We start from the raw sequence: 19,382 nt of genomic DNA on the forward strand, positions 1-19,382 counted from the left end.
GGGCGCCAACTTTTCCCACCCCTAAAAATGGAGCCCGCTCGGCCATGACGACCGAACGCACCTTTTCGATCATCAAGCCTGATGCCACCCGCCGCAACATCACCGGCGCCGTCACCAAGATGCTGGAGGAGGCCGGCCTGCGCGTCGTCGCCTCCAAGCGCATCCAGATGACCCAGGAGCAGGCCGAGGGCTTCTACGCCGTCCACAAGGAGCGTCCCTTCTTCGGCGAGCTGGTCTCGTTCATGATCTCCGGCCCGGTCATCGTGCAGGTGCTCGAGGGCGAGAACGCCATGGCGAAGAACCGCGAAGTGATGGGCGCCACCAACCCGGCGAACGCCGAGCCGGGCACGATCCGCAAGGAACTGGCCGAGTCGATCGAGGCGAACACCGTCCATGGTTCGGACAGCCTGGAGAATGCCGCGATCGAGATCGCCTATTTCTTCAAGCCTGAAGAAATCGTCGGCTGATCGGCCGCACATGGCCGCTTTATCGCGGCCGCCGATGAGAATAGCCTCCGTCCCTCTTAGGGGGCGGGGGCTTTTTCATGCATGCGAAGCTGCTGGAGCGACTGGTATTCTTCTCCGACGCGGTGTTCGCCATCGCGATCACGCTGCTGGTGATCGAGATCGGCGTGCCGCACGTCGCGCACGGACCCGATGCGGCGCACCAGGCCCTGGCGGCGTTGGCCGAGCGCATCCCCCAATTTTCGGGCTTCATCGTCAGCTTCCTGGTGATCGGCGCCTTCTGGGCCAATCATCATCGCGCCTTCGGGCTGGTCGGGCGCCACGATCCGTCGTTCGTCTGGCCCAACCTGCACCTGCTGCTGGTGATCGCCTTCCTGCCCTTCGCCACCGGCTTCATGAGCGAGAATGTCGACGAGGCGGTGCCCAACATCTTCTACGCGCTGTCGCTCGCCGCTGCCGGCCTGTTGCAGATGCGGCTGCTGCGGCGGCTGCTCCGCCCCGAAAATGCGGCGCCGGACGCCAGCGCGGCCGAGATGCGGGCCATCCTGCGGCGCAGCTGGGCGGTGCCGATGGCGTCGGCGCTCGCGCTTATTGTCGCGCTGATCGTGCCGGCGCTGGCGACCGTCTCGTTCGTCACCATCCCGCTGTTCGGCCGGCTGCTGACGCGCCCGGCTATTTCTTCGTCCTGACCTTGCCGGCGCGGACACCCCAGAGCCCGGCCAGCCGCTGGTCCGCCGGCGTATCCTGGGTCACGGCCGTGCCGATCAGCGACAGGCCGCGCAGCTTGACCGTCGATCCGCGCAGGAAATGCCCCTCCAGCGCATAGCCGATATCGTAATAAGCGCGCGCGCTCAGCGTCTTGCCGTCGGCGAGATAGTCGGTCTCGATCATCACCGGCACGCGCTCGTCGCCCTGCGTCTCGTCGGGCAGCTCGCGCTTCTTGCGATCGGACTTAAGCGCGTCGCCGAACCAGCCGGCCTCGATCCGCGCATCGCTGGTGGTGGTGACGGGCGACAGCTTGAAGGCCGGCGGGAAGCGGATCGTCTGGCCCTGGATCACGTCATCGGCGCGCACCGGCGACAGGGTCAGCGCCGAGCCGTCGCCATTGGCTTCGGCACGGAGGTAGAAGGGACCATGCACCTGGGTGCGGGCGTCCTCGGCGATCTTGTCGGCGCGCGCGTCGCGGCGATCCTCGTAGCTCACCCACAGGCCGAGGCCGGAGATGATCACCGCCGACACCGCCACCGCCTCGCCCAGCGTGATCCAGCGGATCCGCGACTTGCGGCGCGCGCGTTCGCTCGGCGTTTCCTCGTTTCCCGGTTTTCCCACGGTCATCGTCCGAACTGCTCCCTGAGGCGTGGTGTGGCGGCATGATCCCAGCTCTGCGCGATCCGCGCCTCGACCTGGTCCCAGTCGGTGGCGTCGGTGTCGAGCCGCATCCCGATCCAGCCGGAGGGCGCGAGATAGGGCGGACGATAGAAGATATCCGGGTCCATCTCGACGAGGAAGGCCTGCTCGTCGGCGCCGCTGGTCTTCACCAGCACGGCGGTGATGCCGCTGCCATGGTGATTCTCGCTATACCAGGCGAAGGTCCGGCCCTTCTCGATGAAGAAGACCGGGATGCCGTGGGAGATTTTCTCGGCGGCGCGGGGATGGGTCATGCAGATCGCGCGGATGCGATCGAGGTCGCCCGTCACTGTCTCGTCCTCGCCACGCTCTTACGCTCCCAGCGTCCTCACCCATTGCGCCAGAGCGCGCGGATAGAGGCGATGTTCCTCGATCAGCACGCGCGCCGCAAGCGTGTCCGGCGTGTCCCACGGCATGATCGGAACGGATGCGCGCGCAATGACCGGGCCGTCGTCGAGCCCGGCGGTGACGATATGGATCGAGCAGCCCGCCTGCGCGTCGCCCGCTTCGATCGCGCGGGCATGGGTGTCGAGCCCCTTGTAGAGCGGTAGCAGCGAAGGGTGGATGTTGACCATCCGCCCGGCCCAGCCGGCGACGAAGCCATCCGAGAGGATCCGCATATAGCCGGCCAGCGCGATCGCCTCGACGCCGTGGGCGCGCAGCTGCCCGTCGATCAGCGTATCGAAGGCGGCGCGGTCGAGGGCCTTGTGGCTCTGCGCGAAGGTCGCGATGCCGGCCGCCTTCGCGATGCCCAGCCCCGGCGCATCCACGATGTTGGATGCCACCAGGACGATCTCATAATCGTCCTGGTGGGCATCGATCAGCGACTGGAGGTTGGTGCCGCGCCCCGACAGCAGGACGGCGACGCGCGTCCTAGCCATGGTGGGTGGCGGACCATGCCTCGCGCTTGGCCCAGGTCTCATCCCCGCCGGAGACGGTGCAGCCCTTCTCGCCCTGGGCGATGCGGCCGATCCGGTGGACGGTCTCGCCGGCGCGCTCCAACTCGGTGGTGACGTAATCGACGTCGACCACGTTGACTACCACGGCCATGCCGATGCCGCAGTTGAAGGTGCGCGCCATCTCCTCGGGCTCGATCCGGCCCTGCGCCTGGAGGAAGCCCATCAGCGGGCTCTGCGGCCAGGCGTCGGCGTCGATATGGGCGTGGAGGCCCTGCGGCAGCACCCGCGGGATATTCTCGAGCAGGCCGCCGCCGGTGATGTGGGCGAGCGCATGGATGTGGCCGGCGCGGATCACCGGCAGCAGGCTCTTCACATAGATGCGGGTCGGCGCCATCAGCGCGTCGATCAGCAGCGTCTCGATGTCGAAGGGCGCGGGCCGATCGAGCTTCCAGCCCTTGTCGGCCGCGAGGCGGCGGACCAGCGAATAGCCGTTGGAATGGACGCCGGTGGAGGCGAGGCCGAGGATGATGTCGCCGTCGGCCACCTTGTCGCCGGTCAGCTGCTCGCCGCGCTCGACCGCACCGACGCAGAAGCCGGCGAGATCATAGTCGCCATCGGCATACATGCCCGGCATCTCGGCGGTCTCGCCGCCGATCAGCGCGCAGCCGGCCTGGATGCAGCCCTCCGCGATGCTGGCGACGACGCGGGTGGCGACATCGCCCTCCAGCTTGCCGGTCGCGAAATAGTCGAGGAAGAAGAGCGGCTCGGCGCCCTGCACGATCAGGTCGTTGGCGCACATCGCGACGAGATCGATGCCGACGCCGTCATGGCGCCCGCTGTCGATCGCGAGCTTCAGCTTGGTGCCGACGCCGTCATTGGCGGCCACCAGCAGCGGATCCTTGAAGCCCGCGGCCTTGGGATCGAAGAAGCCGCCAAAGCCGCCCAGCTCGGCATCGGCGCCCGGCCGGCGCGTCGATTTGGCCAGGGGGCCGATGGCTTTCACCAGCGCATTGCCGGCTGCGATGGACACGCCTGCCTGGGCGTAGGTGTAGCTCTCGTTTTCGCTCATGGCCGCGCCGTAGCGACATCGCTCTTGGATTTCCATGCCCAACCCGCCAGAAGGGCGCCGTGACCGCTTTTACCCTGCCGATCCCCGTCCGCCCGCGCTGGCCCCTGATTGCCCTGGCGAGCCTGCTCGCCGCGGGCGGCGGCTGGTATGCGGTGGCCCAGCTCGCCCCCGGCGACCGCGGGGTTCCGCCGATCGACAGCTCGTCCAACTATGAAGTGACCGGCGTGCAGGTCGATGTCGCCGGCAAGACGGCGGACGAGGCCCGCACCGCCGCGTGGCGGATCGCCCAGCGCAAGGGCTGGAAGATTCTGTGGGGGCGGATGCACGGGCTCGGCCCCGATGCCGCGCCGGGCCTGCCCGATTCGACGCTCGATTCGATCATCGCGGGGATCGAGGTCGAGAGCGAGCAGGTCGGCCCGCATCGTTATATCGCGACGCTCGGCCTGCTGTTCGATCGGGCGCGCACCGGCGAGATGATCGGCTCCGGCACCTCGACGCCGCATTCGGCCCCGATGCTGGTGATCCCGATCCAATATGGCGGCGCCGGCCCGCAGACCTTCGAGGCGCGGACCAGCTGGCAGAAGGCGTGGGCACGCTTCCGCACCGGATCGAGCCCGATCGATTATGTCCGCCCGGTCGGCAACGGGCCGGACCCGTTGCTGCTCAATCTCGGCCAGGCGCGTCGCCCCGGCCGGCTGTGGTGGCGCTCGCTGCTCGATCAATATGGCGCGTCCGATATCGTCGTGCCCGAAGTCTATCTGGAGCGCCGCTATCCCGGCGGGCCGATCGCGGCGCGGTTCGTCGCACGGCACGGGCCGGACGGGCAGATATTGGGCAGCTTCGGGCTGGTCGCGACCAGTCCGGACGGGCTCGACAAGATGCTCGATCAGGGTGTGAAGCGGATCGACGAACTCTACGTCCAGGCGCTGAACGGCGGCGATCTCCACCCCGATCCGTCGCTGACGATCGAGGAGCCGGACGCGCCGGCCGACGATCTCCTGCCCACCACGACCGACGATCCGCTCGCATCGGTGATCTCGGGCATCGACCAGGGCAGCCAGAGCAGCGCGACCATCCAGGTGGAGACCGCCGACGTCGCCGCGCTCGATCAGGCCCAATCGGCCTTGCGTGCGGTGCCGGGCGTGCAATCGGCCTCGGTGCAGAGCCTCGCGCTCGGCGGCACCTCCTTGCTGTCGCTGAGCTATGACGGCGCGCTCGGCCCGCTGAAGCTCGGGTTGCAGGCGCGCGGCTGGCGGCTGGAGGGCGAGGGGGCTTCGCTGGTCATGCGGCGGGCCGGGCCGGCGCCCGCGCCATCGCCCGCACCGCCGCCGGGACAGCCCAAGCCGTGAGCCAGATCGCGCTCCCGCTGGACTGGCCGGAGGACGAGCGCGACGACCAATTCATCCTGTCCGACGCCAACGCCGCCGTCGCCCGCCATCTCGAACATTGGGCGCTGTGGCCGGTGCCGGTGACGATCCTCACCGGGCCGCGCAAGTCCGGCCGTAGCCTGATCGGGCGGCTGTTCGCGCGCAAGACCGGCGGGCGCCTGTTCGACAATGCCTGGGCGGCCGACGAGGAGGCGCTGTTCCACGCCTGGAACGGCGCGATGGCCTCGCATCGGCCGCTGCTGATCGTCGCCGATGCCGCGCCGCCGGCCTGGCAGGTGACCCTGCCCGATCTCGCCTCGCGCCTCGTCGCCACGCCGCGGGTCGCGATCCTGCCGCCGGACGACATGCTGTTGCGCGCGCTGCTCGAACGCGGGCTCGCGCGGCGCGGCCTGGCGGTGCCGCCGCCGCTGGTGACGTGGCTCTCGGCGCGAATCGAGCGCAGCTATGTCGGGATCATCGCGGCGATCGACGCGCTCGATAGGGCCTCGCTGTCGCGCCAGCATCGCCTGACGGTGCCGCTGGCACGCGAGGCGTTGGAACAGGCCGGGGTCATCGACGCTTCATGAAAGCTGCGCTAGTCTCCCCGAGATGACCGAGCATAGCGAACAGCCCCACTCCGACAATCCGGCCCTGGCGCCGGCCACGACCGAAACGATCGCGCAGGCGGTGGCGGATATCCGCAGCCATCACGATCAGCCCGTGATCGATCCGGTGGCGCCGCGCGAACGCTATTTCAACCGCGAGCTTTCGTGGCTCGCCTTCAACGAGCGCGTGCTCGACGAGGCGTGCAACACCGCGCATCCGCTGCTCGAGCGGCTGCGTTTCCTGTCGATCTCGGGCGCCAATCTCGACGAATTCTTCATGGTCCGCGTCGCCGGCCTGCGCGGCCAGCAGCTGAATGCGGTGGAGCATCTCTCGGCCGACGGGCTCACCCCCGCCCAGCAGCTCGGCGCGATCGGCGAGAGCGCGGACGGGCTGATGCGGCGCCAGCAGGTGGTGTGGCGGACGATCCGCCATGAACTGGCCGCGCAGGATTTCCACGTCCTGTCCAACGACAAGATCGACGCCGAGTCGTCGCGCTGGCTGGAGGTCTATTTCCGCGAGCAGGTGCTGCCGGTGCTGACCCCGCAGGCGCTCGACCCCGCCCACCCGTTTCCGTTCATCCCCAACAAGGGCTTCAGCCTGATCTTCGATCTGAAGCGCATCTCGGACGGGGAGCCGATCCGCGAACTGCTGATGATCCCGACGACGCTGCCGCGATTCGTGCGCCTGCCCGGTGACATTGCGCGCTACGTCTCGATCGAGAATCTGATCCGACGCTTCACCGCCCTGCTGTTCCCCGGCTACGAACTGCTCGGCGACGGCGCCTTCCGGGTGATCCGCGACAGCGATATCGAGATTGAGGAAGAGGCCGAGGATCTCGTCCGCTACTATAACACCGCGATCAAGCGTCGCCGGCGCGGGCGGGTGATCCGGCTGCGCATGGAGGGCGGAATGCCTGAGGTGCTGGAGAAGCATGTCTGCGAGGCGGCCGGGCAGGGCGCGATCGTGTCCGAGGCGACCGGCTTCCTCGGCGTCGCCGATCTCGACCAGCTGACCGACGAGAACCGCCCCGATCTCAAATGGCCCCCCTATACGCCGCGCTTTCCCGAGCGGATTCGCGAGCATGACGGCGATTGCTTCGCCGCGATCCGCGACAAGGACATCGTCGTCCATCACCCCTATGAATCCTTCGAGGTGGTGATCGCCTTCCTCAAGCAGGCGGCGCAGGATCCCGATGTGGTGGCGATCAAGCAGACGCTCTACCGCGCCGGCAAGCAGTCCGCGATCATCCGCGCGCTGATCGATGCGGCCGAGGCGGGCAAGTCGGTCACCGCCGTGGTCGAGCTGAAGGCGCGCTTCGACGAAGAGCAGAACATCATGTGGGCGAGCCAGCTGGAGCGCGCCGGCGTGCAGGTGGTCTATGGCTTCACCAACTGGAAGACCCACGCCAAGATCAGCATGGTGGTGCGCCGCGAAAATGGCTCGTTCCGCACCTACTGCCATTTCGGGACCGGCAACTATCATCCGGTGACGGCGAAAATCTATACGGATATCAGCTTCTTCACCGCCGATCCTCGCGTCGCGCGCGATGCCGGGCAGGTGTTCAACTACATCACCGGCTATGTCGAGCCGCACGATCTGGAACTGGTGACGATCTCGCCGCACGGGCTGCGCGAGAAGCTGGCGGCAATGATCGACGCCGAGATCGATCATGTCCGCGCCGGGCGGCCGGGGACGATCTGGGCCAAGATGAACTCGCTGGTCGATCCCGCGATCATCGAGAAGCTCTACCGGGCGAGCGCGGCGGGCGTGCAGATCGATCTGATCGTGCGCGGCATCTGCTGCCTGCGCCCGGGCGTGCCGGGCCTTTCCGAGAATATCCGCGTCAAGTCGGTGGTCGGGCGCTTTCTGGAGCATAGCCGCATCTTCTGCTTCGGCGACGGCGAACAGATGCCCAATCCGAAGGCCAAGGTGTTCATCTCCTCGGCTGACTGGATGCCGCGCAATCTCGATCGTCGCGTCGAATATATGCTGCCGATCGAGAACCCCACGGTTCATGAGCAGATCCTCGGGCAGGTGATGGTCGCCAATCTGATCGACACCGAGCAGAGCTGGCTTCTGAAGCCCGATGGAAGTTACGATCGTGTTTCCGATGCGGGTGGCAAGCCGTTCAATCTCCATCGCTATTTCATGACCAACCCGTCGCTTTCCGGGCGTGGCGCGGCGTTGAAGAAATCGGAGGGCGTGCCCCGGCTCAAGCTGCGCCGGGGCGGCGCCTGAGCGACGCTTTGTCGCGGCCAACCGTTCATCCGGCCGTCGCGCGGCCTTTGCGCGCGGCAGGATTACGGCTACGTCACAAATGCTATGAAGCCCGGTTTTCTCTTCCGCGCGGCGCCTGCGCAAGACGCCGCCGCCGCTGACAAGGCCGGCGGGCGAGTCGGTATCATCGATATCGGCTCCAACTCGATTCGGCTGGTCATCTATGACGGGCCGCACCGCATCCCCTCGATCCTGTTCAACGAGAAGGTGATGGCCGGGCTCGGCAAGGGCCTGGCCGCCACCGGCGCGCTCGATCCGGCGGCGGTGGAGCGCGCCTTCGTAGCGCTCGATCGCTTCCAGCTCGTCGCCGAGAAGATCGGGGTGGCGACGCTCCACACCGTGGCGACGGCGGCGGTGCGCGATGCCTCGAACGGCGCCGGCTTTCTTGCGCGCGCGGCCGACATGGGCCTCGACGTCACCGTGCTGTCGGGGATGGAAGAGGCCGAGATGGCGGGCGAGGGCGTGCTCGCCGCCTTTCCGGATGCGGACGGCATCGTCGGCGATCTCGGCGGCGGCAGCCTGGAGCTGGCGCGGGTCTATGGCGGCAAGGTGCATGAACGGGCGTCGTTCCCGCTCGGCGTGCTGCGGGTCGCCGAGATCCGCAAGCGCGGCCCGCGGGCGCTCCGCCAGCAGGTCGAGCATATGTTCGGCGACGCCGGCTGGCGGGGCAAGTGCGAAGGCCTGCCTTTCTATCTGGTCGGCGGATCGTGGCGGGCGCTGGCCCGGCTGGTGATGTTCATGGCGGATTATCCGCTGCCCATCGTCCATGGCTATGCGATGCCGGTCGAGACGGCGCAGCGGGTGGTGCGCGGGCTGGCCCATCTCGACAAGGCGCGGCTCAAGGAGGTGCCCTCATTGTCGTCGTCGCGCGCCGCCTCGCTGCCCGATGCGGCCGCCTTGCTGGCGCTGGTCGGCCGCGAACTGGGCGCCACCGGCTTCATCACCTCGGCCTATGGCCTGCGCGAAGGCGTGCTCCATCGCAACCTCGCCAGCGAGGTGCGCGATCTCGATCCGCTGATCTGCGCGACGCGCGAGGAAGGCCGGCGGCTGGGCCGGTTTCCCGAGCATGGCGACTTGCTCGATCGCTGGATGGCGCCGCTGTTCGCCGACGAGAGCCCGGCCGACAACCGGCTGCGCCATGCTTCCTGCCTGCTCGCCGACGTGGGTTGGCGCGCGCATCCCGAGTTTCGCGGCGAGCGCGGCCTGGAGACGGCGCTGCACGGCAATTGGGTCGGCATCGACGCACGCGGCCGCGCGATGATGGCGCAGGCGCTCTACACCAGCTTCGGTGCGGACGGGGAGCCGGAGATATTGTCGCAGCTCGCCTCGGCGGAGGATCGTGCCAAGGCGCTACGCTGGGGGCTCGCGATGCGGCTCGGCCAGCGCCTGTCCGGCGGGGTCGCGGCCCCGCTCAAGAGCAGCGCGATCACGGTCGGCGACGGCCTGGTGACGATGCGGCTCGGCGCCGGTGACGGGGCGCTCTATGGCGAGGCGGTCGAGCGGCGGCACAAGAATCTGGCGGCCAGCCTCGGCCTCAAGGCGCAGATGCTCGAAGGCTGATCGTGCGCCGGGCGGGGATCAGCCGCAGACGATGCGGCCGATGACGCCATGCTTGTCGACCGTGACCGTCATCCGGTCGGCGCGGAAATCCATCGTCGCCATCTCGCCGGGCCGGACGACGCGGACGCTGCGGGCGCCGGACGCGCGCTTGGCGCCCTGGATGGCGCCCGGATCGCCCGCCGCACCGACATAGCGCTGGGCGGGAAGCGCCTGGCAGGCATCGTCTCCGGCGACATAGCCGCCATGGTGGCCGCCATGGCCGCCGCGCATCTCGACCGGGGTGCAGCCGGCAAGCAGCAGCATCGCCGCTGCCGCCGACGCAGCGAGTCCGGCCTCACTCCGCATCGTCGATCCTCGTCATCAGCAGCTTGCCGTTCTTGACCGCGAACCCCATCCGGCCCTCGACCAGATCGAGCGCATCGCGGCCGAACTGCTCGTAGCGCCAGCCGCTGAGGATCGAGAGGCCCTCGCGCCGTCCGGCCGCCAGCAGTTCGAGATCGTCGGCCCGCGCGATCAGGCGCGGCGCCACGTCTGTCTCCTTGGCGCGGATCTTGAGCAGCAGCTTGAGCAGGTCCGCCACCAGTGCGCCATCCTTGCCGAGGCCGGGCTTGCGATCCTCGCGCGCCGGCATCTCGTCCTCGGGCATCGGAGTGGCGGCTTCCAGCGCCTCCATCAGCCGCGCGCCGATATCGTTGCCCGCCCAGCTCTGCGAGAGGCCGCGCACCTTGGCGAGATCCTTCTGCTCGCGCGGCGGGTGGCTGGTGATGTCGGCCAGCGTCTCGTCCTTCATGATCCGGCCGCGCGGCAGATCCTTGCCCTGCGCCTCGCGCTCGCGCCACGCCGCCAGTGCCTTGAGCCGCCCGAGCACCTCCGGCCGCCGGCTCGGCACCTTGACGCGCTTCCACGCCTGATCGGGCTCGTTGACGTAGCTGGAGGGATCGCCGAGACGCTCCATCTCCTGGTCGAGCCAGTCGCCGCGCCCGGTGCGCTTGAGCTTGTCGAGCAGCTTGGGGAAGATCTGGACGAGATAGGTGACGTCGCCGATCGCATAGTCGATCTGGCGCTTGTCGAGCGGGCGACGCGCCCAGTCGGTGAAGCGGGCGCCCTTGTCGAGCTTCACTCCGGTCCAGCTCTCGACCAGATTGGAATAGCCGACCTGCTCGCCCATGCCGAGCGCCATCGCCGCGATCTGGGTGTCGAACAGCGGATAGGGCGTCTTGCCGGTGAGGTTGTGGACGATCTCCAGATCCTGGCCACCGGCGTGGAAGATCTTCAGCACGTCCCGATTCTCGACCATCAGGTCGAGCAGCGGGGTCATATCGAGCCCCGGCGCCTTCGGATCGATCGCCGCCGCCTCGTTCGAATCCGCGATCTGGATCAGGCAGAGTTCGGGCCAGTAGCTGTTTTCACGCATGAATTCCGTGTCCACCGCGACATAGGGGCTCTGGGCGAGGCGGTGGCAGAGATCGGCGAGGGTTTGACTGTCGGTGACAAGCGGATGAATAACCATACACCATCCATAAACAGACCGCCGCGCCTTGACAAAGAGGGCTTGGAGCCGGAAGCGCACGGCCACTCCATTATTCAGACGGACCGTATCTCCGATGCACGCCTATCGCACCCACACCTGTGCCCAACTCAGCGCCGGCGACGTCGGGCAGACCGTCCGGCTCTCCGGCTGGGTGCATCGCAAGCGCGATCATGGCGGCGTCCTGTTCGTCGATCTGCGCGACCATTATGGGCTCGTCCAGATCGTCGCGGATTCGGATAGCGATGCGTTGAAGGTGCTGGAGGGCGTCCGCGCCGAGAGCGTCGTCACCATCGACGGCGTGGTCGAGGCGCGCGCGCCCGAAGCGGTGAACCCCAATCTCGCCACCGGCGCGATCGAGGTGCGGGCCAAGGTCGTCACGATCCTGTCGGCCGCCGCCGAACTGCCGATGCCGGTCGCCGGCGAGCAGGAATATCCCGAGGATGTGCGGCTGCGCTACCGCTTCCTCGATCTGCGCCGCGAGACGCTGCACGCCAACATCGTCACCCGCACCAAGATCATCCGCGACATGCGCCGCCGGATGGAGGACGAGGGCTTCACCGAATATTCGACGCCGATCCTCACCGCGTCCAGCCCGGAAGGCGCGCGCGACTTCCTGGTGCCGAGCCGCATCCATCCGGGCAAATTCTACGCGCTGCCGCAGGCGCCGCAGCAATATAAGCAGCTGCTGATGGTCGCCGGCTTCGACCGCTATTTCCAGATCGCGCCCTGCTTCCGCGACGAGGATCCGCGCGCCGATCGCCTACCCGGCGAATTCTACCAGCTCGATCTCGAGATGAGCTTCGTCACCCAGGAAGATGTGTGGAACACGATGGAGCCGGTGATCGCCGGCGTGTTCGAGACGTTCGCCGAGGACAAGCCGGTGACGCCGGCCGGCAGCTTCCCGCGCATCCCCTATAGCGAGGCGATGCTGAAATATGGCTCGGACAAGCCCGATCTGCGCAATCCGATCGAGATCACCGATGTCACCGAGCATTTCCACGGCTCGGGCTTCGGCATCTTCGCCTCGCTGGTCGAGGGCGGCAGCGTGATCCGCGCGATCCCGGCGCCGGGCGCCGGCGCGGGCAGCCGCAAATTCTTCGACGAGATGAACAACTGGGCGCGCGGCGAGGGCTATTCGGGGCTCGGCTACATCAACATCAAGGATGGCGTCCCCGGCGGCCCGATCGCCAAGAACCATGGCGAGGAGGCGACCGCCAAGCTGATCGCCGCGCTCGGCCTCGGCCCGAACGACGGCGTGTTCTTCGCCGCCGGCAAGGAATCGGTGGCGGCCAAGCTCGCCGGCCTCGCCCGCACCCGCGCCGCCGAGCAGCTCGACCTGATCGACAAGGATCGCTTCGCTTTGTGCTGGATCGTCGACTTCCCCTTCTACGAGTGGGACGAGGACGAGAAGAAGGTCGAGTTCGCGCACAACCCCTTCTCGATGCCGCAGGGCGGCATGGAGGCGCTGGAGACGCGCGACCCGCTGTCGCTCAAGGCCTATCAGTATGACATGGTCTGCAACGGCTTCGAGATCGCCTCGGGTTCGATCCGCAACCAGTCGCCGGAGACGATGGTCAAGGCGTTCGAGCTGGTCGGGCTGTCGAAGGCCGACGTCGAGGAGCGCTTCGGCGGCCTCTATCGCGCCTTCCAGTATGGCGCGCCGCCGCATGGCGGCATGGCGGCCGGCGTTGATCGCATCGTGATGCTGCTGTGCGGCGCGCAGAATCTGCGCGAGATCACATTGTTCCCGATGAACCAGAAGGCCGAGGATCTGCTGATGGGCGCACCGTCGCCGGCGATGATCAAGCAGTTGCGCGAACTGCATGTCCGCGTGGTCGAACCCCAGAAGGGCTGATAGGTTGGTCTCTTCGGATCAATAACGAGGAGACTGTGCCGTGGTGGGACGAACCCCGCGCTACCCCATCTCGCAAGCGGGCAAGCGGTCGCCTAGCTCCAAGGGCATGGCGATCCGCTTGGCAGACTATGAATCGGAAGAAAAACTGGACGGCGACTATGCCGACCAACTCGCGGCCGTGCAGAAGCGGCTGGAGCAGATCCAGGTCGCGCATATCGTCCACAAGCGCCGCGCGATCATCATGTTCGAGGGCTGGGACGCGTCGGGCAAGGGCGGCGCGATCCAGCGGCTGACGAGCGGCTGGGATCCGCGCTATTTCGAGGTCTGGCCGATCAAGGCGCCGACCCCGCCGGAACTCGCCCGCCACTTCCTGTGGCGCTTCTGGACCAAGCTGCCGGCCGATGGCCACATCAACGTCTTCGATCGCAGCTGGTATGGCCGCGTGCTGGTCGAGCGGGTCGAGGGCTATGCCTCCGAGAAGGAATGGCGCCGCGCCTATGACGAGATCAACGAGTTCGAGGCGCAGCAGAAGGACAGCGGCACGCCGGTGATCAAGATCTTCCTGCACACCACGCAGGAGGAGCAGGACAAGCGCTTCAAGGCGCGGCTGCAGCATCCGTGGAAGCGCTGGAAGCTCGGCCCGGACGATTTCCGCAACCGCGACAAGCGCGACGCCTATCTGGCGGCGATGGAAGAGATGTTCGACAAGACCGACACGCGCTGGGCGCCGTGGAAGGTGATCGACGCCAACCACAAGAAATATGCGCGGATCACCGCGCTGAACCATATCGCTGACGTGCTGGAGAAGGCCGTGCCGATGAAGCCGCCGGCCGCCGATCCCGATGTGATCAAGCTCGCCAAGACCGACCTCGATGTCGACATGACGGACTGATCCGGCACGGCGGAGCGGTTCGGATCGGCCGCCGTCGGGCGTCCGCCCCGATTCAGGCGAGGGGCTGCGGCTCGGCGGGGGCGGGCCGGGTGGTCAGGGCGGCGCCCCGATCGAGCAGGCCCTCCGCCTGCAATTGCACGAACAGCGCCGCCAGCAGCATGATCGGGGCCAGCGGTATTCCTGCCATCGCCAGCACGATGCAGAGCTGCGGCACGACGAAGCCGGCCGCCAGGACGGCACGCTGCCAGTCGGCGAGATGATCCCAACGCCGGTGGAGGGTCAGCATCAGACCGAGCGTCGCCACCGTCATGTCATAGTCGAAGGCATAAGGCAGGATGAGGAACGTCGCGGTCGCGGCGGGAAAGCACAGCCCGGCCAAGGGAACATCGCGACCGGAGGCATGCCACAGCAGGGCCAGGGCCAGGATCGCGGTGACGACCTGGGCGATGCCGGCGATCGGCGCGGTCAGTGCCTGCTGGCGGAACGCGACGATCGTCGTCGGCATCATCGTCTGGAAGAACTGGCCGGTCTGCGCCATGGCCGAGACCTCCAATGCGCTGGTGACGTGGAGGTAGGTCCACCACACCGCCGGCCCGAAGGCGAGCAGGCTGGCCGCCACGATCGCCGCCACGCCGATGCCGGCCACCGCGATCGTCGTCCAGCGCCGCCGCCGGAGCAGCAGCAGCGGGATCAGCAGCGCGATATGCGGCTTGACCACCATCAGCATCGTCGCGATGCCGGCGCGGCGCGGCCGGGCATCGAAATGGCGGAAGGCGATCAACCACAGCGCGCCCATCAGCAGCCCGAAATGGCCCGCCCACAGGTTGATCGTCGCGGCGGGCGTCAGCAGCGCCAGCCAGGCGGGCAGGCCCGCATCCCGGACGGGCGGCCCAGCCGAACAGCGCGAGGCCGCCGATCGTCCACAGGGTGTAAGCCGGCAGATAGGGCAGCGACCCGAACGGGATATCGAGGAGCAGCGATGTCGGCGGGTAGGAATAGATATGCGGGTTCAGCGTGCCGAGATGGCCCTGCACGAAGCCATGGTAGCCAGCCAGATTGTAGAGCTGGTCGAGCCGGCCTTCGATCGCCATGCGCCCGCCGGCCCACAGGTTCAGGAAATCGCGGCCCCACAGCTCCTTGTCGGCGATCCGCAGGCCGTGCAGCCGTGAGATGTCGGTCGCGAACATATAGACCACCAGCATATTGCCGATGATCCAGAGATAGGTTTCGGTGAGGCCCCTCAGTCGCATGAGGGCCGTGCCTAGCCCGACAGGGTTGAGACACCGTTAACCCTGCCCCGTTCGGCGTGACGGGGCACGCGGCCCGGCTCAGGCCGGATAGTCGATCCGGACCACCTCATATTCCTTCTCGCCGCCGGGGAGCATCACCCGGCGCAGATCGCCGATCGCGGCGCCACGCAGCGCACGGGCGAGGGGGGATTGCCAGCTGATCCGGCCGGCGCCGGCATCGGCCTCGTCCTCGCCGACCAGCGTGACGATGCGTTCCTGATCGTCCGCATCGGCGATGGTGACGGTCGCGCCGAAGAAGGCCTTGTCGCGATCGGCCTGCTTCGCCGGATCGACGACCATCGCCGCCTTCATTTTCTTGGAGAGGTGATTGAGCCGCCGGTCGATCTCGCGCAGCCGCTTGCGGCCGTAGATATAGTCACCATTCTCCGAACGGTCGCCGTTGCCGGCGGCCCAGCTGATCGTCTCGACCAGCGCCGGGCGCTCCTGCTCGAACAGCCGCTGATATTCGGCGCGCATGGCGGCATAACCCGAAGGGGTGATGTAGTTGGGCCTGTCCATCGCGGCTCAGCCGGGGGTGGATTTGCTGAGATAATAAGACAGGCGGTTGGCGTTGCTCTGCCCGGCGCGGAGCGGCGCGATGGTATCGTAGACGACCGCGTTGGCGAGCACGTTCTGGACATAGCCGCGCGTCTCGCCGAACGGGATCGCCTCGATCCAGTCGACCGGGTCGACCCCGCCCGAGCGCGGATCGCCGTTGGTCGCGATCCATTTGCGGACATTGCCGGCGCCGGCATTGTAGGCGGCGATGGCGAGGACGTAATTGCCGCCGAACGCATCCATCATCCGCCCGAAATAGGCGGTGCCGAGCTCCATGTTGAAGCCGGGATCGTTCGTCAGCCGCATATAGTCGTAGGGCAGGCCCATCTGGCTCGCCTGCTCGCGCGCGGTGGTCGGCATCAGCTGCATCATGCCGCGCGCGCCGGCGCCGGAGACCGCCTGCCGGTCGAACTGGCTCTCCTGCCGCATGATGCCGTGGATGAAGGAGAAGCTGTTGGCGATGTCCTGCGGCACCGGCAGCGTCGGGAAGCCCGAACGGACATAGTCGCTGGCGGATTCGGGCTTGGCGGCACGTTCCGCCATGACCCCGAGATCCATCCGGCCGAGTTCGCGGGCGAGATTGGCAACGAGCAGGTGATCGGTGTCGGACAGCTGGGCCGAGGCACCGATCGTCCGCATGAACTGGCTCTGGTCGCTCCAGTCGCCGAGCTGGCCGAGGATGCGCGCGGCGCGGACCACCTCGCGCGCCTCGAAGGCGGCGCGATCCGCCTCGGGGATCTGGCTATAGTCGGCGGTGGCCGGAGCGGGCGTGGGGCGGCCGATCCGCTCCAAGGCCAGCTGACCGTAGAACTGATCCGGGAAGGCGGCGGCGTTGGCGAAATAGGATTGCGATCCGGCCTCGTCATGGGCGGCGAGCGACGCGCGGCCGGCCCAATAATAGCCCTTGGCGCGCGACGAGGGGCTTTGCGCGGCATCGCCATAGAGACGGAACATCACGATCGCATCGGCGGGGCGGCCGAGCTTCTGCATCGCGGCCGTCCCCGCCAGCCAGGCCAGGCTGGTGTAGACGTCGCGCTGGGCGAACGGCAGCGCGCGCAGGTCGGCGCCGATCGGATAGATGTCGGTCAGCTGGCTGGCGATGGCATAGGCCTGCGCCCAATTGCCGTCATTGGCGGCCCCGCGCGCGAACGACAGCTGCTGTTCCATGAAGCGGCGGCCGTCATAGGCCGGCGCGTCGAGCCGGTGCGGCTGCGCCATCTCCATGCGGGCGACGCCTTCCTGGCCGGTCATCCGCAACCAGGTCGAGCGATCGACCAGATAGCCGGCATCGCCATTCGCCGTCGCGCCGAGTGCCGCGCCCTGGGCGGCCGCATCGGGCGAGCGCAGCTGATAGGCGAGGCGGGCCATGTAGAGCGCGCGCCGCGCCGGGCTCACCAGCAGGATCTGGCGTTGCGCGGCGGCGGTGTTGCGGCCCCACAGCAGCACCTCCATGCGCTTGTCCTGATCGTCCTGGGTCAGGCTGGCGCCGAAGCTGGTGGTCAGGCGGCCCTCGTCGACCAGATTGAGCTGGCCCGACACCCAAGCCGCCCGCGCCGCCGCCTGCGCTTCGGCGGCCCGGCCGCGTGCGAACAACGCCTCGGCGAGGCGGAGCTGGGCGGCGCCGGTCTGCGGCGGGAAGCGGGTGAGGAAGGCGATCACGGCGTCCGGCGGGGTGACGTCCGCCTGGATCTGCTGCTCGGCCATCTTGCGCATTGCCGATTCGCCGGGCCAGCCGGGGTGGGCGATCAGAAAATTGGCATAATCCTGGAAGAGCAGGTTGCTCGACTGGCGCAGCCGGCGCCACTGGACGAGCGCCTCGGCGATCGGATCGGTCTGCAATCCGGCGCTGCTCGCATAAGGCTGGGCATAGGTATAACCGGTGGCGGAGGCCGGCATCGCGCCGGAAACACCGAGTTGCGCGCGATACCATGCCACCTGCTGGGGGGTGAGCGAGGCGCCGACGGCGGCGGCGGCGAGAAGCGCGAAGGGAGCGATCATCATCAGCCGTCGATGGAGCATGCTGGACATCATGCCAACCCGCTCCTTATCAGGCGCTGAATGTGACGCCTCGCTGTCATGGGTCGAACTATGACGCGGTGCGGCGTCCGCGTGAAGGAGTAGATATGTTCTCGGGATCGATTCCCGCCCTGGTGACGCCTTTTCGCGACGGCCGCTTCGACGAGGCGGTGTTCCGCAATTTCGTCGACTGGCAGATCAGCGAAGGCTCGAACGGGCTGGTGCCGTGCGGCACGACCGGCGAATCGGCGACGATGTCGATCGCCGAGCATGACCGCGTGGTCGCGGTCTGCGTCGAGCAATCGGCCGGGCGGGTGCCGGTGATCGCCGGTTGCGGATCGAACGACACGCTGGTCGCGCTCGATCACATGCGGTCGGCCCAGGCGGCGGGTGCGGACGCGGCGCTGGTCGTGCTGCCTTATTACAACCGGCCGAACCAGGAGGGCGTCTATGCCCACTTCGCCTATCTGGCCGAGCATTGCGACCTGCCGATCATCGTCTACAACGTGCCCGGCCGGACGGTCACCGACATCCAGCCCGAGACGCTCGGACGCCTGGCGGCGATCCCGAGCATCGTCGGTATCAAGGACGCGTCCGGCAAATCGGAGCGCGTCACCGCCCAGCGGCTCGCCTGCGGGCCGGATTTCTGCCAGCTGTCCGGCAATGACGACATGGCGCTCGGCTTCATGGCGATGGGCGGGCGGGGCTGCATCTCGGTGACGGCCAACATCGCGCCGCGCCTGTGCGCCGATTTCCAGAAGGCCTGCCTGCACGGCGACTGGGCGACGGCGCTGGCGTTGCAGGATCGGCTGTTCCCGCTCCACACCGCCTTGTTCACCGATGCCTCGCCGGGGCCGGCGAAATATGCGCTCAACGCGATTCGTCCGTCCTTCCCGGTGGAGCTCCGTCTCCCGATGACCTTCGCCGGCGAGGCGAGCCGCAAGGCGGTCGACGCGGCGATGAAGGTGGCGGGGCTGATCTGATGGCCCGTCCGCGTCCGGTAGAATTCGAGAAGACCAAGATCGTCGCCGAGAACCGGCGCGCGCGCTACGAATATTTCCTCGAGCAATTCTTCGAGGCCGGCATCGCGCTGACCGGCACCGAGGTGAAGAGCCTCCGCTTCGGCCAGGGCACGATCGCGGAAAGCTATGCCGAGGTGAAGGAGGGGCAGGTCAATCTGATCAACGCCAACATCCCGGAATTCAGCCACGGCAACCGCTTCAACCATGAGCCGCGCCGGCCGCGCAAGCTGCTGCTCCACGAGCGCGAGATCGCCAAGATGTACCAGGGCGTCAACCGCGAGGGCATGACGCTGATCCCGTTGGCGATCTATTTCAACAGCAAGGGGCGCGCGAAGGTCGAACTGGCGCTGGCCAAGGGCAAGAAGCTGCACGACAAGCGCGAGACCAGCAAGGAGCGCGACTGGAAGCGCGAGCAGGGGCGGTTGCTGCGCGATCGCGGCTGATCGCGCGGGCGGGAGCCGACAGCCGGTAGGCGGCCGGGTGACTCTTCTGTTACAGAATTGAAATGACGTCCTTCCGTCCGTCGCGCTCTTGCGACGGCCGGTCGCGCTGCTATGCCTTCCTCATACA

The 19,382-nt window shown here is 67.7% G+C and carries 20 protein-coding genes; 11 read left to right on the plus strand and 9 right to left on the minus strand.

Going from position 1 to position 19,382, the window contains the following annotated elements:
- The first annotated feature begins 44 nt into the window (after nt 1-44).
- A complete protein-coding gene (gene ndk, locus PBT88_RS08605; RefSeq protein ID WP_270078779.1) occupies nt 45-467 on the plus strand; it encodes a nucleoside-diphosphate kinase in 423 nt (140 codons plus the stop codon).
- A 77-nt stretch (nt 468-544) separates the two neighbouring features.
- Nucleotides 545-1,153: a TMEM175 family protein gene (locus PBT88_RS08610; RefSeq protein ID WP_270078780.1), complete on the plus strand. Its 609-nt coding sequence runs from the start codon at nt 545-547 to the stop codon at nt 1,151-1,153.
- Here PBT88_RS08610 and PBT88_RS08615 read toward each other — a convergent pair.
- The 4 genes from PBT88_RS08615 to purM are packed head-to-tail and all read right to left on the minus strand — an operon-like array spanning nt 1,137 to nt 3,839.
- A complete protein-coding gene (locus tag PBT88_RS08615) occupies nt 1,137-1,799 on the minus strand; it encodes a hypothetical protein (RefSeq protein WP_270078781.1) in 663 nt (220 codons plus the stop codon). The genes PBT88_RS08610 and PBT88_RS08615 overlap by 17 nt on opposite strands.
- The gene (locus PBT88_RS21050) at nt 1,796-2,161 is read right to left on the minus strand and encodes an MmcQ/YjbR family DNA-binding protein (RefSeq protein WP_326521575.1); all 366 of its coding nucleotides are present in this window, start codon (nt 2,159-2,161) and stop codon (nt 1,796-1,798) included. Before PBT88_RS21050 ends, PBT88_RS08615 begins: the two co-directional genes overlap by 4 nt.
- A gap of 21 nt (nt 2,162-2,182) precedes the next feature.
- The gene (gene purN / locus PBT88_RS21055) at nt 2,183-2,752 is read right to left on the minus strand and encodes a phosphoribosylglycinamide formyltransferase (RefSeq protein WP_326521576.1); all 570 of its coding nucleotides are present in this window, start codon (nt 2,750-2,752) and stop codon (nt 2,183-2,185) included.
- The gene (gene purM / locus PBT88_RS08625) at nt 2,745-3,839 is read right to left on the minus strand and encodes a phosphoribosylformylglycinamidine cyclo-ligase (RefSeq protein ID WP_270078782.1); all 1,095 of its coding nucleotides are present in this window, start codon (nt 3,837-3,839) and stop codon (nt 2,745-2,747) included. The genes purN and purM overlap by 8 nt, the downstream gene beginning before the upstream one ends.
- Before the next feature lie 59 nt (nt 3,840-3,898).
- On the opposite strand from purM, the gene PBT88_RS08630 reads away from it, so the two are divergent.
- From PBT88_RS08630 to PBT88_RS08645, 4 genes are all read left to right on the plus strand, one after another.
- Nucleotides 3,899-5,188, plus strand: coding sequence for a heavy-metal-associated domain-containing protein (locus PBT88_RS08630; RefSeq protein WP_270078783.1), 1,290 nt, complete (start codon nt 3,899-3,901; stop codon nt 5,186-5,188).
- Nucleotides 5,185-5,793: an HdaA/DnaA family protein gene (locus PBT88_RS08635; protein WP_270078784.1), complete on the plus strand. Its 609-nt coding sequence runs from the start codon at nt 5,185-5,187 to the stop codon at nt 5,791-5,793. The genes PBT88_RS08630 and PBT88_RS08635 overlap by 4 nt, the downstream gene beginning before the upstream one ends.
- A gap of 22 nt (nt 5,794-5,815) precedes the next feature.
- Nucleotides 5,816-8,050, plus strand: a complete 2,235-nt coding sequence (locus PBT88_RS08640; RefSeq protein ID WP_270078785.1) for an RNA degradosome polyphosphate kinase — start codon at nt 5,816-5,818, stop codon at nt 8,048-8,050.
- An 84-nt stretch (nt 8,051-8,134) separates the two neighbouring features.
- Nucleotides 8,135-9,649: a Ppx/GppA family phosphatase gene (locus PBT88_RS08645; RefSeq protein WP_270078786.1), complete on the plus strand. Its 1,515-nt coding sequence runs from the start codon at nt 8,135-8,137 to the stop codon at nt 9,647-9,649.
- An 18-nt stretch (nt 9,650-9,667) separates the two neighbouring features.
- Here PBT88_RS08645 and PBT88_RS08650 read toward each other — a convergent pair whose 3' ends face one another.
- Together PBT88_RS08650 and rnd are read right to left on the minus strand one after the other, a co-directional pair.
- The gene (locus PBT88_RS08650) at nt 9,668-9,994 is read right to left on the minus strand and encodes an I78 family peptidase inhibitor (RefSeq protein ID WP_270078787.1); all 327 of its coding nucleotides are present in this window, start codon (nt 9,992-9,994) and stop codon (nt 9,668-9,670) included.
- Nucleotides 9,984-11,159, minus strand: a complete 1,176-nt coding sequence (gene rnd / locus PBT88_RS08655; RefSeq protein WP_270078788.1) for a ribonuclease D — start codon at nt 11,157-11,159, stop codon at nt 9,984-9,986. Before rnd ends, PBT88_RS08650 begins: the two co-directional genes overlap by 11 nt.
- Before the next feature lie 94 nt (nt 11,160-11,253).
- Between rnd and aspS the strand changes: the two genes are divergently transcribed.
- Both aspS and PBT88_RS08665 read left to right on the plus strand, forming a co-directional pair.
- Nucleotides 11,254-13,035 carry an aspartate--tRNA ligase gene (gene aspS / locus PBT88_RS08660; protein WP_270078789.1) on the plus strand — a complete coding sequence of 594 codons (1,782 nt, stop codon included), beginning with the start codon at nt 11,254-11,256 and terminating at the stop codon, nt 13,033-13,035.
- A gap of 106 nt (nt 13,036-13,141) precedes the next feature.
- A complete protein-coding gene (locus tag PBT88_RS08665) occupies nt 13,142-13,927 on the plus strand; it encodes a polyphosphate kinase 2 family protein (RefSeq protein ID WP_270079212.1) in 786 nt (261 codons plus the stop codon).
- A gap of 52 nt (nt 13,928-13,979) precedes the next feature.
- Here PBT88_RS08665 and PBT88_RS08670 read toward each other — a convergent pair whose 3' ends face one another.
- The gene (locus PBT88_RS08670) at nt 13,980-14,930 is read right to left on the minus strand and encodes a glycosyltransferase family 87 protein (RefSeq protein WP_326521584.1); all 951 of its coding nucleotides are present in this window, start codon (nt 14,928-14,930) and stop codon (nt 13,980-13,982) included.
- Here PBT88_RS08670 and PBT88_RS08675 point away from each other — a divergent pair.
- Entirely contained in the window at nt 14,929-15,096 is a 168-nt protein-coding gene (locus PBT88_RS08675) for a hypothetical protein (protein WP_270078790.1), read from the plus strand. The two genes, PBT88_RS08670 and PBT88_RS08675, sit on opposite strands and share 2 nt — an antisense overlap.
- Nucleotides 15,097-15,255: 159 nt before the next feature.
- Here PBT88_RS08675 and greB read toward each other — a convergent pair whose 3' ends face one another.
- Both greB and PBT88_RS08685 read right to left on the minus strand, forming a co-directional pair.
- A complete protein-coding gene (gene greB, locus PBT88_RS08680) occupies nt 15,256-15,735 on the minus strand; it encodes a transcription elongation factor GreB (RefSeq protein WP_270078791.1) in 480 nt (159 codons plus the stop codon).
- A 6-nt stretch (nt 15,736-15,741) separates the two neighbouring features.
- Nucleotides 15,742-17,775: a lytic transglycosylase domain-containing protein gene (locus PBT88_RS08685; protein WP_270078792.1), complete on the minus strand. Its 2,034-nt coding sequence runs from the start codon at nt 17,773-17,775 to the stop codon at nt 15,742-15,744.
- Nucleotides 17,776-17,897: 122 nt separating this feature from the next.
- Between PBT88_RS08685 and dapA the strand changes: the two genes are divergently transcribed.
- Together dapA and smpB are read left to right on the plus strand one after the other, a co-directional pair.
- Nucleotides 17,898-18,773, plus strand: a complete 876-nt coding sequence (dapA, locus tag PBT88_RS08690; protein WP_270078793.1) for a 4-hydroxy-tetrahydrodipicolinate synthase — start codon at nt 17,898-17,900, stop codon at nt 18,771-18,773.
- Nucleotides 18,773-19,255, plus strand: a complete 483-nt coding sequence (gene smpB, locus PBT88_RS08695; protein WP_270078794.1) for an SsrA-binding protein SmpB — start codon at nt 18,773-18,775, stop codon at nt 19,253-19,255. Before dapA ends, smpB begins: the two co-directional genes overlap by 1 nt.
- Nucleotides 19,256-19,382 lie beyond the last annotated feature (127 nt).

The sequence above is a fragment of the Sphingomonas abietis genome (assembly GCF_027625475.1).
Classification (GTDB): Bacteria; Pseudomonadota; Alphaproteobacteria; order Sphingomonadales; family Sphingomonadaceae; genus Solisphingomonas; species Solisphingomonas abietis.

Excerpts from the sequence above, each read along its gene's own strand:
- ndk (WP_270078779.1), top strand. The coding sequence starts at position 45 with ATGACGACCGAACGCACCTTTTCGATCATCAAGCCTGATGCCACCCGC.
- PBT88_RS08610 (WP_270078780.1), top strand. The coding sequence starts at position 545 with ATGCATGCGAAGCTGCTGGAGCGACTGGTATTCTTCTCCGACGCGGTG.
- PBT88_RS08615 (WP_270078781.1), bottom strand. The coding sequence starts at position 1,799 with ATGACCGTGGGAAAACCGGGAAACGAGGAAACGCCGAGCGAACGCGCG.
- purN (WP_326521576.1), bottom strand. The coding sequence starts at position 2,752 with ATGGCTAGGACGCGCGTCGCCGTCCTGCTGTCGGGGCGCGGCACCAAC.
- purM (WP_270078782.1), bottom strand. The coding sequence starts at position 3,839 with ATGAGCGAAAACGAGAGCTACACCTACGCCCAGGCAGGCGTGTCCATC.
- PBT88_RS08640 (WP_270078785.1), top strand. The coding sequence starts at position 5,816 with ATGACCGAGCATAGCGAACAGCCCCACTCCGACAATCCGGCCCTGGCG.
- PBT88_RS08645 (WP_270078786.1), top strand. The coding sequence starts at position 8,135 with ATGAAGCCCGGTTTTCTCTTCCGCGCGGCGCCTGCGCAAGACGCCGCC.
- PBT88_RS08650 (WP_270078787.1), bottom strand. The coding sequence starts at position 9,994 with ATGCGGAGTGAGGCCGGACTCGCTGCGTCGGCGGCAGCGGCGATGCTG.
- rnd (WP_270078788.1), bottom strand. The coding sequence starts at position 11,159 with ATGGTTATTCATCCGCTTGTCACCGACAGTCAAACCCTCGCCGATCTC.
- aspS (WP_270078789.1), top strand. The coding sequence starts at position 11,254 with ATGCACGCCTATCGCACCCACACCTGTGCCCAACTCAGCGCCGGCGAC.
- PBT88_RS08665 (WP_270079212.1), top strand. The coding sequence starts at position 13,142 with ATGGCGATCCGCTTGGCAGACTATGAATCGGAAGAAAAACTGGACGGC.
- PBT88_RS08675 (WP_270078790.1), top strand. The coding sequence starts at position 14,929 with ATGCGGGTTCAGCGTGCCGAGATGGCCCTGCACGAAGCCATGGTAGCC.
- greB (WP_270078791.1), bottom strand. The coding sequence starts at position 15,735 with ATGGACAGGCCCAACTACATCACCCCTTCGGGTTATGCCGCCATGCGC.
- PBT88_RS08685 (WP_270078792.1), bottom strand. The coding sequence starts at position 17,775 with ATGATGATCGCTCCCTTCGCGCTTCTCGCCGCCGCCGCCGTCGGCGCC.
- dapA (WP_270078793.1), top strand. The coding sequence starts at position 17,898 with ATGTTCTCGGGATCGATTCCCGCCCTGGTGACGCCTTTTCGCGACGGC.
- smpB (WP_270078794.1), top strand. The coding sequence starts at position 18,773 with ATGGCCCGTCCGCGTCCGGTAGAATTCGAGAAGACCAAGATCGTCGCC.